The sequence below is a fragment of the Saccharopolyspora shandongensis genome (assembly GCF_900106995.1).
Classification (GTDB): Bacteria; Actinomycetota; Actinomycetes; order Mycobacteriales; family Pseudonocardiaceae; genus Saccharopolyspora; species Saccharopolyspora shandongensis.
Map to the genome: position 1 here is coordinate 1 of NZ_FNOK01000100.1, position 15,605 is coordinate 15,605.

General features: G+C 67.7%; 14 protein-coding genes and 3 pseudogenes. 6 read left to right on the forward strand and 11 right to left on the reverse strand.

The window, feature by feature from the left end; all coding sequences use genetic code 11:
- Positions 1-126: pseudogene (locus BLW84_RS49755) on the forward strand (transposase); the annotation flags it as partial.
- Between the two features lie 99 nt (positions 127-225).
- Here the strand turns inward: BLW84_RS49755 and BLW84_RS44745 are convergent.
- Positions 226-847 (reverse strand): annotated as a pseudogene (locus BLW84_RS44745) (thiamine pyrophosphate-dependent enzyme); the annotation flags it as partial.
- 184 nt (positions 848-1,031) lie between these two features.
- On the opposite strand from BLW84_RS44745, the gene BLW84_RS44750 reads away from it, so the two are divergent.
- Positions 1,032-1,397, forward strand: a complete 366-nt coding sequence (locus BLW84_RS44750) for a VOC family protein (RefSeq protein WP_093278690.1) — start codon at positions 1,032-1,034, stop codon at positions 1,395-1,397.
- A gap of 51 nt (positions 1,398-1,448) precedes the next feature.
- Here the strand turns inward: BLW84_RS44750 and BLW84_RS44755 are convergent, their stop codons facing one another.
- The 6 genes from BLW84_RS44755 to BLW84_RS44780 all read right to left on the reverse strand — a co-directional run bounded on the left by BLW84_RS44755 (position 1,449) and on the right by BLW84_RS44780 (position 7,666).
- Positions 1,449-2,411, reverse strand: a complete 963-nt coding sequence (locus BLW84_RS44755) for a LysR family transcriptional regulator (protein ID WP_093278691.1) — start codon at positions 2,409-2,411, stop codon at positions 1,449-1,451.
- A 97-nt stretch (positions 2,412-2,508) separates the two neighbouring features.
- Positions 2,509-4,338, reverse strand: a complete 1,830-nt coding sequence (locus BLW84_RS44760) for an AMP-dependent synthetase/ligase (RefSeq protein ID WP_093278693.1) — start codon at positions 4,336-4,338, stop codon at positions 2,509-2,511.
- Between the two features lie 46 nt (positions 4,339-4,384).
- A complete protein-coding gene (locus tag BLW84_RS44765; protein WP_093278695.1) occupies positions 4,385-4,885 on the reverse strand; it encodes a flavin reductase family protein in 501 nt (166 codons plus the stop codon).
- On the reverse strand, positions 4,878-5,657 hold the full coding sequence (locus tag BLW84_RS44770; RefSeq protein WP_093278696.1) for an enoyl-CoA hydratase/isomerase family protein: 780 nt from the start codon (positions 5,655-5,657) through the stop codon (positions 4,878-4,880). Before BLW84_RS44770 ends, BLW84_RS44765 begins: the two co-directional genes overlap by 8 nt.
- A gap of 12 nt (positions 5,658-5,669) precedes the next feature.
- Positions 5,670-6,488: an enoyl-CoA hydratase/isomerase family protein gene (locus BLW84_RS44775; protein ID WP_093278697.1), complete on the reverse strand. Its 819-nt coding sequence runs from the start codon at positions 6,486-6,488 to the stop codon at positions 5,670-5,672.
- On the reverse strand, positions 6,485-7,666 hold the full coding sequence (locus BLW84_RS44780) for an LLM class flavin-dependent oxidoreductase (RefSeq protein WP_093278699.1): 1,182 nt from the start codon (positions 7,664-7,666) through the stop codon (positions 6,485-6,487). Before BLW84_RS44780 ends, BLW84_RS44775 begins: the two co-directional genes overlap by 4 nt.
- A 141-nt stretch (positions 7,667-7,807) precedes the next feature.
- Between BLW84_RS44780 and BLW84_RS44785 the strand changes: the two genes are divergently transcribed.
- The 3 genes from BLW84_RS44785 to BLW84_RS44795 all read left to right on the forward strand — a co-directional run bounded on the left by BLW84_RS44785 (position 7,808) and on the right by BLW84_RS44795 (position 10,938).
- Positions 7,808-8,575: a creatininase family protein gene (locus BLW84_RS44785; protein ID WP_093278700.1), complete on the forward strand. Its 768-nt coding sequence runs from the start codon at positions 7,808-7,810 to the stop codon at positions 8,573-8,575.
- A 9-nt stretch (positions 8,576-8,584) separates the two neighbouring features.
- Positions 8,585-9,187, forward strand: a complete 603-nt coding sequence (locus BLW84_RS44790) for a TetR/AcrR family transcriptional regulator (RefSeq protein ID WP_207954850.1) — start codon at positions 8,585-8,587, stop codon at positions 9,185-9,187.
- Positions 9,188-9,639: 452 nt separating this feature from the next.
- On the forward strand, positions 9,640-10,938 hold the full coding sequence (locus tag BLW84_RS44795; protein ID WP_093278702.1) for an MFS transporter: 1,299 nt from the start codon (positions 9,640-9,642) through the stop codon (positions 10,936-10,938).
- On the opposite strand, the gene BLW84_RS44800 is transcribed toward BLW84_RS44795, so the two are convergent.
- Positions 10,927-12,225: a bifunctional 3,4-dihydroxy-2-butanone-4-phosphate synthase/GTP cyclohydrolase II gene (locus BLW84_RS44800; protein WP_093278704.1), complete on the reverse strand. Its 1,299-nt coding sequence runs from the start codon at positions 12,223-12,225 to the stop codon at positions 10,927-10,929. The genes BLW84_RS44795 and BLW84_RS44800 overlap by 12 nt on opposite strands.
- A 181-nt stretch (positions 12,226-12,406) precedes the next feature.
- Between BLW84_RS44800 and BLW84_RS44805 the strand changes: the two genes are divergently transcribed.
- Positions 12,407-13,972 (forward strand): acyl--CoA ligase family protein, encoded by a 1,566-nt coding sequence (locus BLW84_RS44805; protein WP_177227058.1) that lies wholly within the window; start codon positions 12,407-12,409, stop codon positions 13,970-13,972.
- A 56-nt stretch (positions 13,973-14,028) separates the two neighbouring features.
- Here the strand turns inward: BLW84_RS44805 and BLW84_RS44810 are convergent, their stop codons facing one another.
- The 3 genes and pseudogenes from BLW84_RS44810 to BLW84_RS49760 form a co-directional block, all read right to left on the reverse strand.
- Positions 14,029-14,694, reverse strand: a complete 666-nt coding sequence (locus BLW84_RS44810; protein WP_245761825.1) for a MarR family winged helix-turn-helix transcriptional regulator — start codon at positions 14,692-14,694, stop codon at positions 14,029-14,031.
- A gap of 27 nt (positions 14,695-14,721) precedes the next feature.
- Positions 14,722-15,249 carry a tyrosine-type recombinase/integrase gene (locus tag BLW84_RS44815; RefSeq protein ID WP_093278706.1) on the reverse strand — a complete coding sequence of 176 codons (528 nt, stop codon included), beginning with the start codon at positions 15,247-15,249 and terminating at the stop codon, positions 14,722-14,724.
- A pseudogene (locus tag BLW84_RS49760) lies at positions 15,185-15,385 on the reverse strand (IS701 family transposase); the annotation flags it as partial. The pseudogene BLW84_RS49760 and the gene BLW84_RS44815, both read right to left, overlap by 65 nt.
- Between the last annotated feature and the right edge of the window lie 220 nt (positions 15,386-15,605).

The window sequence follows — 15,605 nt, forward strand, 5'->3', positions numbered from 1 at the left end:
GAGTGGCTGCGGGCCCATCCCGGGGTCGAGGTCGTCTGCCGGGACGGATCGACCACCTACGCGCAGGCCGTGCGCGACGCACTGCCCGGCGCGGTGCAGGTAGCCGACCGGTGGCATCTCTGGCACGGGCGGGCCGGATCCAGCGCGTCCCGAAATACCGGCCCACCCTGGTCGACCCCTACCGCGACCACCTCCGCACCCGCCGAGCCGAGGACCCGGGCGTCTGCCCTGCAACCGCGGCGCGCCGATGTTTGGCACCACCCGGTCCAGGCTCTGCCGGTTCAGGTCGACGATCCACACGACCTCGCCCAGTTCGGCCACCATCGGGTCCATGAGCGCTTCCCAGACCTCGCCCTCGTCCAGTTCCGCATCGCCGACCAAGGAGTACTGCCGCCCGGCTCGCGGTCTGCTCCCCCAGCGTCGTGACGCAACGCCGTGCCACCGCACCCCAGATCGGTGCTGTCGCGCCGATGCCGACCGAGCCGGTCGAGTAGTCCACCGGGTCCGGGTCCTTCGAGCGCGACGGGTAGCTCTGCAACCCGCCGAACTCCCGCAACGTGGTCAGGTACGACTCGTCGAGCTCTCCCAGCCGGTAGTTGATCGCGTGCAGCACCGGTGAGGCGTGGGGCTTGACCGAAACCCGGTCCCCCGAGCGCAGATGCTCGAACCAGAGCGCGGTCATCAGCGTGGTCATCGACGCCGACGACGCCTGGTGACCGCCGACCTTCAGCCCGGTCGGGTTGGGCCGGACCCGGTTGGCATGGTCGATGATCGCGGTGGCCAGCCACCGCACCCGCTGCTCGATCTCCGCGAGCACCATCAACCGATCCTCGCATGTGTCGAGCATGGCAGGGGGAACGATGAGCGCGGACATTGAAGAACTCCTTCATAGAGCACAAACCGCTTACCGCAGTGGAACTTCCACATCGTTGCCCGTTTCCATCCCGTCGCACAACGCTCCGACCGCCCAGGATTGTTGCCGATGTCGCAAGAATCCCGGCTCCGGAGAAACAATCGACTACGTTCACCGTATGAACGACACCACGAAAATCGAGCCGGTAAAATTGGGAAATGTGCTGCACCCGGTGGAGGATGTGGACGCGGCCGTGCAGTTCTACGCCACAACTCTCGTCCTGGCAACGAAATTCGTCGACGGCGACCGCTACGCCGCCCTCGACGCGGGCGGCACCACGCTCGCCCTCGCCGGCCCTTCGGAAGACATCACCGGTGGCGCGCCTGCGGCGTCGTTCAAGGTGTCCGACGTCGCCGCGGCACTGGCCACACTGGTGGAAAGCGGCGGATCCGTTGTCCGGCAACCGGAGCGGGGCCCGCACGAGGTGCGAGCCGTCGCGCGCGACCCCTGGGGAAACACCTTCGTCGTGTACGGACCGCAGTAGCGGGCCACTCACTCAAGGCGCCCCCAACACGAAACCGTCCCTTTCAGACAGTCACATCGGGTGCGCGGCCGGCCACGTCGGCCGCTTCGCCGAGAACGCGAGACACCCTCGCGGGGGATCGATCTCAGCCGCACGCACGAAGTCCAGAAATCCAGCCGCGGCCGGCGAGAGGTCTTGACCGCCGCGGTACACCACACCGGTGACTCTCGTCGCATTCGGCGATTTCACGGGTACCACCACGAGATCATCCAGGCCGAAGCCCTGCAACTCCAACGCGGGCAACGCCGCCACACCCACGCCCGCCCGCAGGAGCCCGCCGATCGCCGCCACGCTCGGCGCGTTGAAATGCCGGCTCACCGGGATCGAGTGCTCGCCGAACACTGCGTCGGTCATCGCTCGGATACTGGTCCCGGGCGGCGTCGCGACCACCGTCTCGCCCCCGAAGTCCGACCACGAGAGGGAACCCTGCATCGACCAACGATGGCTGTGGTGCGCGACGCCGTAGAACTGTTCCCGCAGCAACGGCATGAAGCAAAAATCGTGCGGCAGGTCCCCGTTGGCGCTCAAGCCGAGTTCGGCAGTTCCCGATCCGAGGTGCCCGAGCACCTCGGCGGCGTCCCCGTCCCTGATCTCAAACGTCACCTCGGAGTGGTCCGGCATGAAACCACGGATCATGTCCGGCAGCACCACAGCGGCCAGCGACGGAAGTGCCGCCAGGGCAACGGTTCCGGACTGGGCCGCCACGTAGGACATGAAACGTTGCAACTGCGTGTCGAGGTCGTCCAGGACCGTGCCCGTCATGAGCAGAAAGGCTTGGCCCGCTGCGGTGGTGTCGAGCTGCCGAGTGGTGCGATCGAACAACCGCACCCGCAGGAGACGCTCGACCTCCTTGATCCTCCGGCTGAGAACCGACTGTGAGATGTGTTCGACCGCGGCCGCTTTGGTGAAGCTTCCGGATGCGGCGACGGCCTGGACCGCTCGAAGCTGCTGCAGTGTCAAGTCAGGAATCGGCATGGCTCCACCTCCTGTCGCGCACGCTCGGATGGACGGGGCGGTGAGGGGGCCGACCGCGGCCCGGAGGGGCACCGCCGCGGCTGGCCCGGCCCTTCCCCTAGTTCGGCTTCGAACGCACGTGGTCCGCGATCGCAGCGTCGTCGTTCACGCCGTACATGTCGTCGATCAGCGCCGCGAACGAACTTACGACGGCCGTGCGTTTGATCTTGCCGTTCGCGGTCCGCTCGCCGCGCTCGACCTCCAGGGACCGCGGCAGCACACGAAAGTCCTTCAACTGCTCCACACGCGCAAGGTCCGCGTTGACCCTGGCGACCTCTGCTCGCAGGCTTTCGGCCAGGGCCTCAGCAGACGGGGCGTCCGCGCTCGCGCTCGGCTCGAGCAGGACGGTGAGGTACTTGCGCGCATCGCCGACCACGATCGCCTCGTCGATCAGCAAGCTCTCCTTCAACCGGGTTTCGATGGGCTGAGGATTGATCGTCTTGCCGCCGCGGGTGATGATCACGTCCTTCTTCCGGCCGATGAGCCGGATGTCGCCGCGGGGTGCCCGCTCCATCAGGTCACCGGTGCGGAACCAGCCGTCCTGCAGAACAGCCTCGGTTTCCGCCGGGTTGCCCCAGTATTCGGTGAACAGCAAGGGCGCGCTGATCAGCATTTCGCCGTCGTCCGCGACTTTCACCTGGAAACGCGGGTCCGGGAACTCCCTGCCAATGAAGCCCGGACGAGGGAACGGCTGGTCGAAGTGCGCGATGGGACATCCCCCGGTCTCGGTGAGACCGTAGTTCTCGCGAAGATCGAGGCCCCAGATCTGCCAGATCGCGAGGACGCTCTCGGGCATCGCGGCGGATGCGGTGTAGGCGACGCGCATGCGATCCATACCGACGGTCGCCCGCAATGGCAGGAAGACCCCGCGGAGTGCCGCGGCGTAGGCGATCCGCAGCAGCGCCGACGGCCGGCGGTGGGACCAGCGGTTCTCGGCCAGCCTGCGGCCGACCCACATGGCGGCGTCGTAGGCGCGGCGCCGGAACCAGGGCCAGGACTTGGTTCGTGCGATCAGTTCACCGGCGATCTTCTCGTAGAACCGTGGCGGCCAGAGCACTGACGTCGGCCGCACGGAGCGCAAAACCTCTTCGTAGACGTCCATGCGGCAGTAGGTGACCATCAGCTTGGTGAGCAGCGGGGCGAAGACCACCACCAGCGCCGGCGCCACGTGCGCCAGCGGCAGGAAGCCCACCACGTCGTATCGGCGGCGGGTGATGTCCGGGTACAACCCGGAGAAGGTCTGGACCGAATGTTGGAGGGTCCGGTGCGAGTGCGTGACGCCCTTCGGAGCTCCCGTGGACCCCGACGTGTAAAAGAGCACGGCGGCGTCGTCGAGGGATCCGGCGGCGACCAACTCGGACAGTCGATCCGGTTTGTCGCCGGCGTGCCACGCTCCTTCGTCGCGCAGCGCGTCCCACGTCATTCCGGTGACCGGCTCGGGCAGCGCCGGCGGAGCGTCGTCGATGCCGAGCACGAGTCGCAGAGACGGGGTGCGTGCGGCGACGTTCGCGACCTTGGTGAGCTCCGTCGCCGTCTCGCCGATGAACGCGAGCGCCTCGCTGTGCGCGAGGAGTTGCTCGATCTCGGCGACCGAGTTGGTCGGGTACACGCCGATCACGACGCCGCCCACGCTCTGCACGGCCAGCGCGGCGAACACCCACTCCGGGCGAGCGCTGCACATCACCGCGACACGGTCACCGTGCTTGACCCCGTGCGCGACGAGTCCGAGCGCGAGATCACGGACATGATCCGCATAGGACCGCCAGGTGATCTCCTGCACGACCCCGTCACGCCAGTGACGCATCGCGACGGCGTCGGGTTCTCTACGCGCGCGATCGAGCAGCAGCCCCGGAAAGGTCCGGGTCGGTTCGAAATTGGTCAGGTCCATGACACGGCCTCTCTTCCGGAGCTGACACGCCCCCGCGCGGTGATGTTCATGCAGCGCTCTCTCCGAGATGAAGGAAGTCACCTCGGTACCACATCACCGGCTCGTCGCTGCCTGCCCGCGCGTCGTGCACCCGGCCGATGAGGATCACGTGATCTCCGCCTGGTACGACCTGCTCGAGTTCGCACCGGATGACCGCCGCCGCGTCGGGCAGGAGCGGATGCCCCTCTTCGTCGAACTCGAAGTTCCCCTCGGCGAACTTGTTCTCCCCCTTCGTCGCGAACTTGATCGCGAGGTCCGCGTGCGCGGGCGTCGCGATGTTCACGACGAACCGCTCAGCCGCCTGGAAGACGGGGAAACAGTTGGCTCGCCGGTCCAGGCACACCAGGATCAGTGGCGGGTCGAGCGACAGCGACGCGAACGAGCTCGCGGTGAACCCGTGCAGCGTGCCGGACTCACTTCGCGTCGTCACGATCGTCACGCCTGAAGGAAAGCGGCCTAGCACGGAACGGAAGGTGGCCGGGTCCAGCTCGTGCATTCGATCAGTCATTCCATGCCTCGCGAGCGGCTCGAGCGGCCGGGTCGGTGAATATCGTGCGCGCGTCAGCGGCCGTGACGCGCAACTGTTCCTCGGCAGGCAATCCGGCGATGTCCGCGCACAACGCCCGTTTGAGCGCCGCGAACACGGCCGGCGGTTTCGCCGCTGCCGTGCGCGCGTACGCCACAGCCGCTGTGAGCAGGTCGCCCTGCTCGTCCACGTGGTCGACGAGCCCCATGGTCTGCGCCTCGAACGCGTCGACAGGCTCGCCGCCCAGCAGGAGGCGCCGGGCCGCGCGATCGCCCAGGACGGCGCGCACCCGCGCGATTCCCTTCACCGCGGGCAGCATCCCGTGATTCACCTCGGGGAAGACGAACCGCGCCACGGCCGAGGCGTACACGACATCGGCGAACAGCGCCATTTCGATGCCGCCACCGACGCACCAGCCGTTGACCGCGCACACCAACGGCCGGGGAAAGTCTTCCAGCGCGCGCAACAGCGCGTGGAACGCCGTCATCCGCTCGACCATCGACTCGGCTTGGTAGCCGTTGGCTTCCTTGAGATCGCCGCCTGCGCAGAAGAAGCGCTCACCGGCTCCCGTGAGGACCACCGCGGGGGCGTCGGGCCGCCCGGCGAGAATATCCAGTGTGGTCGTCAGCTCGCTGACGAGCGCGTTGCTCAGCGCGTTGGCCGGCGGGTGGTTCAGCGTCAGGACGATCACGCCATCCACCTCGGCCGACATGTGCACGGCGCCGAGCGCTGTGTGGTGTGAGGCTGCGGTCATGCTCGTCTCCGGTCAGTTCGCCGGGGCGCCGGCGGTGCGGGCGGAGGGGAAGTCGACAGCGCGCTTCTCGCGGAATGCCTGGCGTGCTTCGGCGTAGTCGGCGCCGGCGAAGTCGAGGATCTCCAGCGCAGCGGACAGCTCGTGCTGGGGCACCGCGTTGGTGAGCCAGGCGTTGAGTGCGCGTTTGGTGAACCGGATCGCCTGCTGGGAACCGCGTGCCAGCTGGGACGCGACCTCCAGGGCGCGCGGCAATACCTGCTCGCGCGGGACGGACAGGCTCACGAGCCCGATCCGCTCGGCCTCGGTACCGGTCAGCTTCTCCGAAGTGAGCACGTAGTACTTGGTCTTGGCCATACCCACCAGCAGCGGCCAGATCAGCGCCGCGTGGTCCCCGGCGGTCACCCCGACCCGGGTGTGGCCCTCGATCAGCACCGCGTCGTCCGCCGCGATGCTGATGTCGGCCAGCAGCGCGGTCGAGAGTCCGTAGCCCACCGCGGGGCCGTTGATCGCCGAGATGATCGGTTTCTCGATCCGCAGGACCGTCGAGACCCGCTGACGTTCCGACTCCAGCATCGCCAGCGCCTGCTCGGACGTGGGGTCGGGCTGGGCGACGTCCATGCCCGTGCAGAAAGCCTTGCCGGCTCCGGTGATGACGACGACCTTGGTCTGTTCGTCGCGCTCGACATCGGCCCAGATCCGATTCATCTCCTCGAACATCGGCAGGGTGAGCGAGTTGTACCGGTCGGGGCGGTTGAGCGTGATCAGCAGAACGCCGTCGTCGCGGCGCTCGATGAGGACATCGCCGGTACCGTGGTTGTAGAGGTCGCTCATTGCACGGACTCCTTCTCGTTCAGGAGGTTCTGCTCGGTCTGGAACTTGCGCAGCGCCTGTTCGTGCGCGGGGCGCGCAGCCCGGATGTCGGCGAGCACGTCGTCGGCTGGGCGCACCACGTTGCGCGGGTGCTTGAAGCGCGGGATCACGTATTTGCCGAACAGTTCGATCGAGCGCAGGAGCTGGTCGTGGGGCAGGCTGTCGACGCGCAGCACGAGCGCGTCGACACCCATGTCCACGTACCGCTGCACGTGCTCGATGCAGTGGTCCGGGTCGCCGACGAGGAAGCCTTGCGAGCGCTCGAACATGTACTCCTCATCATCGAAGTCGACGTCCTTGACCGCGCCCATGTACGCGTAGTCCTTCGACAGCGTGGAGAGCCGCTCGTAGGCACCGGTCGAGAGCTTGGCCATGTCGAACAAGGGCTTCGCCTGCTCACGCGCCAGCACCGTGGTCTCCGCACAGTGCATGCCACCGCTGATCGTGACCATCTTGCGCGGCGTGATCGGGTACGGGTGGCTGGTGGCGGCCAGGGTCTCGTCGTAGAGCTTCAGCAGGTTCTCCACGAGGTCGAACCCGAGGTAGAACCCGCCCATGATGGCTCCGATGCCCAGTTCGGCGGCGGTCTCGACCGAGCTCGGGCTGCCGGTTGCGGCGGAGATCGGTGGATAGGGCCACTGCAGGGGCTTGGGCACCAGGCTGCGCGGCGGGATCTTGTAGTGCTCGCCCACGAAGGAGAACGGGTCCTCGAGGAACGCGCGGCGGATCAGGTCGATGCCTTCGCGCCACTGCGCCTTGTTCTCGGTCGGGTCGACCTCGAACGCGCGCAACGCGAGCGTTGTGTTGCCACGTCCGGTACCCAGCTCGACTCGGCCGTGGGACAGGATGTCCTCGGTCGCGATGCGTTCCGCGACGCGCAGCGCGTGGTTCATCCGCGTCGGCAGCAGCGTCACCAGGTGGATGAAGCGGATCCGGTTCGTCAGAGCCATCAGGTACGGGTAGAGCACCTCCGGAGCGGACACCGTCGCGGTGCCGATCGCGACGTGCTGCTCGGAGCTGCCGAAGGCGTCGAAACCGACTCGCTCGGCGAGTAGCACCTCGTCGATCAGCTCCCGGTAGCGGTGCTCGTGCGTGAGCCCTACCGGGGTGTCCCCCTCGGTCATGAGGATGAAGTCCATGCCAGCCCTTCCATCAAATGTTACTGACGACTAACGTAGAGCGTGGCTCGAAGCTGGTCAAGCGTCGATTGAGAGGCGCCAAGTGTTATCAGCGAGTAATTTTGTCGGTCAGCGAGGACGCAAGATGGAACGAGGCCGCCCATGAGCGAACTGAGGATCGAGTACCTGACCTCGCCCGAGATCGCGGACGCCATCGCGAGCGGCATGCGCACCGCTGTCCTGCCGTTGGGGGCCACGGAACAGCACGGCGCGCACCTCCCGCTGTCGGTCGACAGCGAGCACGCCGATCGCCTGGGCGTCCTTGTCGCCGAGCGGCTCGGCGACGCGCTCGTGCTTCCGACGGTGCGGATCGGCTGCTCGGCGCACCACCTCGGTTTCGCCGGGACACTCTCCGTGCAGGCCGAGACCCTCGAAACGATCTGTTTCGACTGCTGCGCGAGCCTCGCCGCGCACGGCTTCCAGCGTGTGCTGATCTTCTCCGCCCACATCGGCAACTACCCGTTGCTCGGCGAGATCGAGCCGAAGCTCGCGGCGCGGCTCCCCGACGGTCCCGACGTCATCGCCTTCGCGGACTCGGCCGCGATCCTCGACGTCTGGCGAGACGCGGCCGGCCACATCGCCGCCCTCGCCGAACGGGTCGGAGGTCACGCCGACATCGCCGAAAGTTCGATCATGCTGGCAGTGCGGCCGGACCTCGTCCGCAGCGACCGCGCCGACGCGGGCTTCACCGGGACGATGGACGAGGACATGCTGGCCCAGGTGTTGACCGGCGGCGTCAAGGCCGTCGCCCCCAACGGGGTTCTCGGCGACCCCCGGGGCATGTCGTCCGAGCTGGGGTTCGCCTGTCTCAACGCCGTGGCGGACCTGCTCTCGGAGTACGCGCAATCACGTTATCGGCCCGTCACTTAAACTGGACCTGTGTCGAGCTCATCCTCTCCTCGTACCGCTTCGCCGCGCGGCACCCGCCGGCAGGAGCTGATCAGGGTCGCTGGCGAACTGTTCCACGAACGCGCCTTCGACGCGGTCACCAACGAGATGATCGGTGCACGAGCCGGGGTGTCCGGTCCCGCGCTCTACCGGCACTTTCCGAGCAAGCAGGCATTGCTCGTCGCCGTGCTCGAGGACCCGCTGAACGACCTGCTCGCCCACGCGCGCGAGATCGCGGCCAAGGTGACGGACCCGCGCAAGGCTCTCGAAGAGATGATCGACTACCACGTCACACGCAGTCTGCAGAACGTGCCGTCCACACTCGTCTTCCTGAAGAACGAGCACAACGTCCCCGAGGACGAACGCCATCGCATGCGGCGGTTGATGCGCCTCTACGCCGAGGAGTGGAGCGGCCTGGTCGAGCGGCTGCGGCCCGATCTGTCGGACGCGCAGACCCGCATCCTCACCCACGCCGTCTTCTCGATGATCAACTCCGTTCCGCAGTTCAACAGCGGACTGGATCCCGAGAGTGTCGGGAAGACCATCCAGACCGCGGCGATCAACGCGCTGCTCGTCCCGCCGGACGCGGTCTGACGCGACGCACTCATCGCCGTTTTCCCTGTCCGCCAGAGGAATCGGCGAGCACGCACCGGCGACTCGTCGACCGATCGACAGCGACAGGGCGCATTCCCGTTCCGCAGATTGTCCACAATAGATACATTGCGTCGTCAGCAATTCCGCTTCCACATCCATCCGTGCGGAATTCGCAATAGTCCTTGCAAGCCACCGCATTGCGCGTCCGCACGCGACGAGTCAGAGTCGATAGGTGCGAAGCGCGGCGAATGTTCGCGCACACAGCTCGTGCCGATCCACGCGGTGTAGCACGCGATCGACGGCGCCGTACCGGTGCGCCCCGACATCTGACGGAAATCCCCGCTGCCGACCACCGACCTGACAAGGGTGCCTCGCAAACCGCCCCGGCGGAAGCGTCCAGTGATGGGAACCACCCGACTGTCGCGCTTCCTCGGGAATGACAAGGAGAGTCAATGACGACCGCACAGCATTCCGAGAAGGTGATCAGCTCGAGATCCGCCCGGCGCGCCTCGCTCGCGGGTGGCGTCGGGACGCTGATCGAGTACTACGATTTCAGCGTCTACGGACTCCTGACGTTGACCATCGGACCGTTGTTCTTCCCCAGCCACAATCCGACGGTCTCGACGCTGTCCACGCTCGCGGTGTTCGCGTCGTCCTACCTCATCCGCCCGCTGGGCGGCTGGTTCTTCAGCCGCCTCGGTGATCGGCGGGGCCGACGGACCGCTCTCGTCGCGACGATCGTGTCGATGGGCGTCGCGTCCGGCGTGATCGGCCTGCTGCCCACCTACGGGCAGGTCGGAGTCGCCGCGACGATCGCCATCATCCTCGCGCGACTCGCCCAGGGACTCGCGGCAGGCGGTGAGATCGGCGGCGCGGCGACCTACATCGCCGAGCTGGCGCCGCCGGGCAAGCGGGGTTACTACGGGTCGACGATCTCCATCGGGTCCACGCTCGGGTTCGCGGTGGCCGCGGCCGTGGTCGGGGTGGTCCGGTTACTGGTCCCGGCCGACCAGATGCCGGTGTGGGGCTGGCGGCTCCCGTTCCTGCTCTCGCTGCTGCTCACCGTGGTGTGCCTGTGGGCTCGCCTGCGGGTGGAGGAGTCGCCCCAGTTCCAGGAGCTCAAGGAGAAGGCCGCGATCGTGCGCGGCCCGATGCTGGCCGCGCTGCGGAGCCACCCGCTGTCAGTGGCCCGCGTCGCGGGCCTGGCCATCGCCTTCAACGGCACGGGCTACTTCGGCGTCGCCTACTTCGCGATCTTCCTGCAGCAGGAAGGGTTTTCCGCGACCGGTGTCGCCTGGACGTCGGCGCTGTCCATCGCACTGGCCACGATGACCTATCCCTGGGCAGGCAGGTTGACGGATCGCTTCGACCGGAAGCCGATCCTGCTCGCGTCCTACATCGCCTACGCCGTCATAGCCTGGCCGGTCTTCGCGCTGCTCATCGCCACTACCAGCCTCTGGGTGGTCGGGGTGGTCTACGTGGTCTGCCTGTTCTTCAGCGGCTGGGCGCAGGTTCCGGCCTGGCCGCTGGCCACCGAAATGTTCCCGGCGAACGTGCGCTACTCGGGCATCGCGCTCGGGTACAACATCGGTGCGATCATCGGCGGCATCACGCCGCTGGTCGCCGCGGCCCTCGTGGCCGGCACCGGAAGCAGGACCAGCCCCGTCTACTGGATCGTCGCGGTGGCGCTGGTCGGCGTGATCACCGTGGCGCGGCTGCCGAAGACCGCGTCGCAGCCGCTACCCAGCTGACTGCACGGCCGGGCCGGTCTCCAGCCCGGCCATCGTAGCCGGTGATGCGAACGCATGGCCCATGCGGTCTCGTTTGGTGCGCAGGTAGCGTAGGTTCTGCGGGGTCTCGACGGCTGGCAGCGCGACCCGTTCCACGATCTCGAGCGCGTCCCCATTCAGATCGTCGTACTTTTCGGGGTTGTTGGTGATCAGGCGCAGCCTGCGGACTCCCAGGTGAGCGAGAATCTGGGCCCCGGCACCATAACTGCGGGAGTCGACGGGAAGGCCCTGCGCGGTGTTCGCGTCGACGGTGTCCAGACCGAGCTCCTGCAACGCGTAGGCGCGGATCTTGTGAGCCAGTCCTATGCCGCGCCCTTCGTGCCCGCGCAGGTAGACGATGACACCACAGCCCTCCTCAGCCACGGCGCGCATCGCTTGCTCGAGCTGCGTTCCGCAGTCACAGCGCAACGAGCCGAGGATGTCGCCCGTGAGGCACTCGCTGTGCACGCGGGCCAGGACGCCCCGCTCGGAGCGCGTGGCCGCTGCGATGTCGCCCATGACGAGAGCCAGGTGCTCGGCACCGTCCACATGCCACCGGTACGCGATCGCCTCGAAGTCGCCGAAGACGGTCGGCATCGTCGAGTTCGCCACGGGTTCGACGAGCTCTTCCGTGGCGCGCCGGTAGCGGATCAGGTCGGCGATCGCGAGCACCGGCAGGTCGTGGTCCTGCGCGAACGCGGTCAGCGCCGCACCACGCAGCATCTCGCCGTCGTCACCGATCAGCTCACTGATGATGCCGACCGGCCGGCGACCGGCAAACCGCAGCAGATCGACAGTGGCCTCGGTGTGCCCAGCACGGACCAGGACGCCGCCCTCGCGCGCCCTCAACGGGAAGATGTGGCCCGGGCGGCGGAGCATGTCAGGCGTCGTGGCCGGGTCCGCCAGTACACGGCACGTCTGCGCCCGCGCGGTCGCCGAGACACCGGTACCGGTGTCCACGTGGTCCACGGTCACGGTGAACGCCGTGCCGTGCGCGTCCTGGTTGTCGGCCACCATCGGCGGAAGCCCGAGCGCGTCGGCCCGCTCGGAGGTCATCGGCGTGCAGACGATGCCGGTCGTGTGCGCGACGAGAAAGGCCATCTGCTCAGGCGTCACGCTCTCGGCGGCCAGAATCAGGTCGCCCTCGTTCTCGCGGTCGTGGTCGTCCACGACCACTACCATGCGCCCCGCGGCCAGCGCGTCCACTGCGGCCCGCACGCTCTCCGCCGAGGTCGCCGCACGGTTCCTCAGTCCTGTCGCGGTGGTCATGCCGAATCTCCCTGTTCCCGAATCACCCAGCTATGCTACTTACCGATAACATTTTCAGGGCTCACGTGATGCCTTGACGTCGTGGTTGACGCGGCTTACGTTACTCGTCAATAACATTTAAGGGAAGGGTGGACATGTACTTCTTCCTCATGACCGGCAACCCGGCCCGTGGAGGCGTGCGATGACTCCCGACGTGGACTCCTTGTCCTTCGAGCCGCTGACCCCGACGTCGTACCTGGATCGAGCCGCAGCGGCGCACGGAGATCGGGTCGCGGTGGTGGATGGGCGGTCCCAGTGGACCTACGCGGAGCTGCACGACCGGTGCCAGCGGCTCGCGGGCGGACTCACGCCGCTGGCCGGAGGTCGTCCAGTGGCGGTGCTGGCACCGAACACCCACGTGGCGCTGGAGGCGCACTACGGGGTGCCGTGGACAGGAGTGCCACTGGTCGCGGTGAACACCCGGCTGGCCGCGGACGAGGTCGCCTACATCCTGGCGCACTCCCGCGCCGCCGTGCTGATCCACGACCCGTCGTTCGACGCGCTGGCGGATGAGGTGCTCGCCCGGATGGACGCCCCGCCACGCCGGATCCGGTCGGGACAGGAGTACGAGGACCTGCTGGCCGCGGCGCAGCCGCTGCACCGGACCCCGGCCGACGAGCGGTCGCTGCTGTCGATCAACTACACGTCGGGGACCACTGGCCGCCCGAAGGGCGTGATGTACCACCACCGGGGCGCGTTCCTGCAGGCCTTGGCGATGGTGGGGCATACCGGGCTGACGCCGTCGAGTGTGCACCTGTGGACGCTGCCGATGTTCCACTGCAACGGATGGACGTTCCCGTGGGCGGTGACCGCAGCGGCCGCTACGCACATCTGTCTGTCCAAAGTAGACCCTACGGAGATCTGGCGGCTGCTGCGGGAGGAGGGCGTCACGCACCTCAACGGGGCACCGACCGTGCTGTCGATGATCGCGTACGCCCGCGAGGCCGAGCCGCTTGAGCACACGGTGCGGATCGCCACCGGTGGTGCGCCGCCGTCGCCGTCGATTCTGCGGCGAACGACGGAGCTGGGGTTCGATGTCACGCACCTGTACGGACTGACCGAGACCTACGGACCCGCCATGCTGTGCGACTGGCGCCCGGAATGGAACGACCGTGACGCCGAAGCGCGGGCGCGGCTCAAGGCGCGCCAGGGCGTCGGGAACATGATCGCCTGCGTTCCGCGGGTCATCGCGGAGGACGGTACGGACGTCCCGGCGGACGGGATCACCACAGGGCAGATCGCGTTGCGCGGCAACAACCTCATGCTCGGCTACCTCGACGACCCGGAGGCCACCCTGGCGGCGGTGCCGGACGGCTGGTTCCGGACCGGGGACATCGGCGTCATGCACCCCGACGGGTACGTGGAGCTGCGCGACCGCTCGAAGGACGTGATCATCTCCGGTGGAGAGAACATCGCGTCGGTCGAGGTGGAGCAGGCGATCATGGACCATCCGGCGGTGCTGGAGGTCGCGGTGATCGCGGTGCCGGACGAGCGCTGGGGTGAGGTCCCCGCCGCCTACGTGACGCTGCACGACGGGGCCACCGCTACTGAGGCGGAGCTCATCGAGCACGTGAAGGGCAGGCTGGCCCGGTTCAAGGCGCCGAAAACGGTCGTGTTCGCCGAGCTGCCGAAGACCTCCACCGGGAAGATCCAGAAGTTCGTGTTGCGGGACAAGGCCTGGACCGGGAGCGAAAAACGCATCAGGTGAACGAGGAAACGCGCGGCGGCACGATCGAGCCGCCCCCGCGTTGGGGAGTCCCCTTATTACGGCTCCTTCCGTGGTTCCGGGATGGTGTCGTCCGGCGACCGCGGAGGTGGCGGCGGGCAGACACCGGCCATCGTGTAACCCACCGAGGCCAGGCACTCCACGAACTCCGCGAGGTACCAGCGCAGTTTCCGGCGCCAAGGCGGCACGGATGCGGAACGTCGTTCGAGCAACATGGTGCTATTCCTTCCTCGTGCGCTGAAGATCGCCGACGAAGTAGCCGAGCAGGTCTGCGAACGGCCACGAGCTTCGGGAGGCCAGCCAGCGAGGGCGTCGATGTATTGGGCGGCCCTGCGACGCCGCTCGGCGTCGAGCATTCGGCAGTCGGTGGCGGTCGCGGCGAGCAGACTGGCACGACCATCGTCGGGATCGGCCCGGCGCTCGATGAGCCCGGACCCGACCAGCATGGCGACCTGCCGGCTGATCGTCGACGGGCTCATGCACAGCGCTGCGGCGATCTCCCCCGCGCGCTGCAGGCCCTCCTCGGCGAGCTTCATGAGCAGCGGTAACCACGCGGACTCGAGCTCCACCTCGGAACGGCCCGGCTTCGCTCGCCTGACCAGCGACTCCAGCATCACCAGCTGGCGCGTCAACCGAGCAGCGATCTCGATGTCGCCAGCGGCGGCAGCGCGCCCGGCATCCCTGTCAAGCATTTCTGTACGCATTGCGGCTCCTCTGGTTCCGGCGCAGGTTCAGTCACGGGCCCGGACGTGGCGGTCGCGGCCGGCGCCGTAGCCAGCAGCGGCCAGGGCAGGCGGTTGCAGGCGGATGTCGCGCACGGTCAGGTCAGCGAATTCGGAAACCCTGGCGGCGGTGTCGTAGAGGGTGGCCAGCAGGGTCGCGTCACGGCGGCCTCGCCGGGTGGACCGGTCGGGCTGGGCGAGCAGACGGCGGGTCTGCTCGACGGTGAGGTGATTGACGCTCGGCTGGGCTTTGCGTTTGGCGGGGATGGCGAGGATGTCCTGACAGCCGGCCATCCTGGCCGGCTCCTGGGATTGCAGCCACCGGAAGAACGAGCTGACCACGGCCAGGCGCTGGTTGCGGGTCGAGATGCCGTTGTGCCGTTCGGCTTCCAGCCAGTCGAGGAACGCGGTGATCGCGTCGGCGTCGATGCGATCGAGGGTGAGCTTGTCGGGCGGGATGGATCTGCTGTCGGTCGACGTCCCAGTCCGTGGTGCGCAGCAACCGCTGCATCCCGTCCGGCGAGACCGCCCCGCCATTCTCAGCCAGCGTCCAGCCGTTCTTCCGCTCCCGCCCTGCCAGCAGCCTCCGCAGGTAGGTACCGACCCGCTGGCGCGGCTCGGACCTGGCGAAACGGCTGAAGATCAGCTCCACCACGGCATCCAACGACGCCACTCACCTTGCAAGATCCACCACGCGGTGATCATCACCGCCGACAGCCCTCAGCATCCCACGTCACACCGTCGTTGCAGTACTCCCTGCTCAAGGCCCCGGATGTGTCCGTGGAACGGATTGGCCCTTGCTCATGCGCAGGATCAAGGCGACCGCGTCCTCCGAGTGGACTGCCGGAGTCAGAACCTCCTGGAGGAGCAGGCCACGAATCGCGGCGATGGTG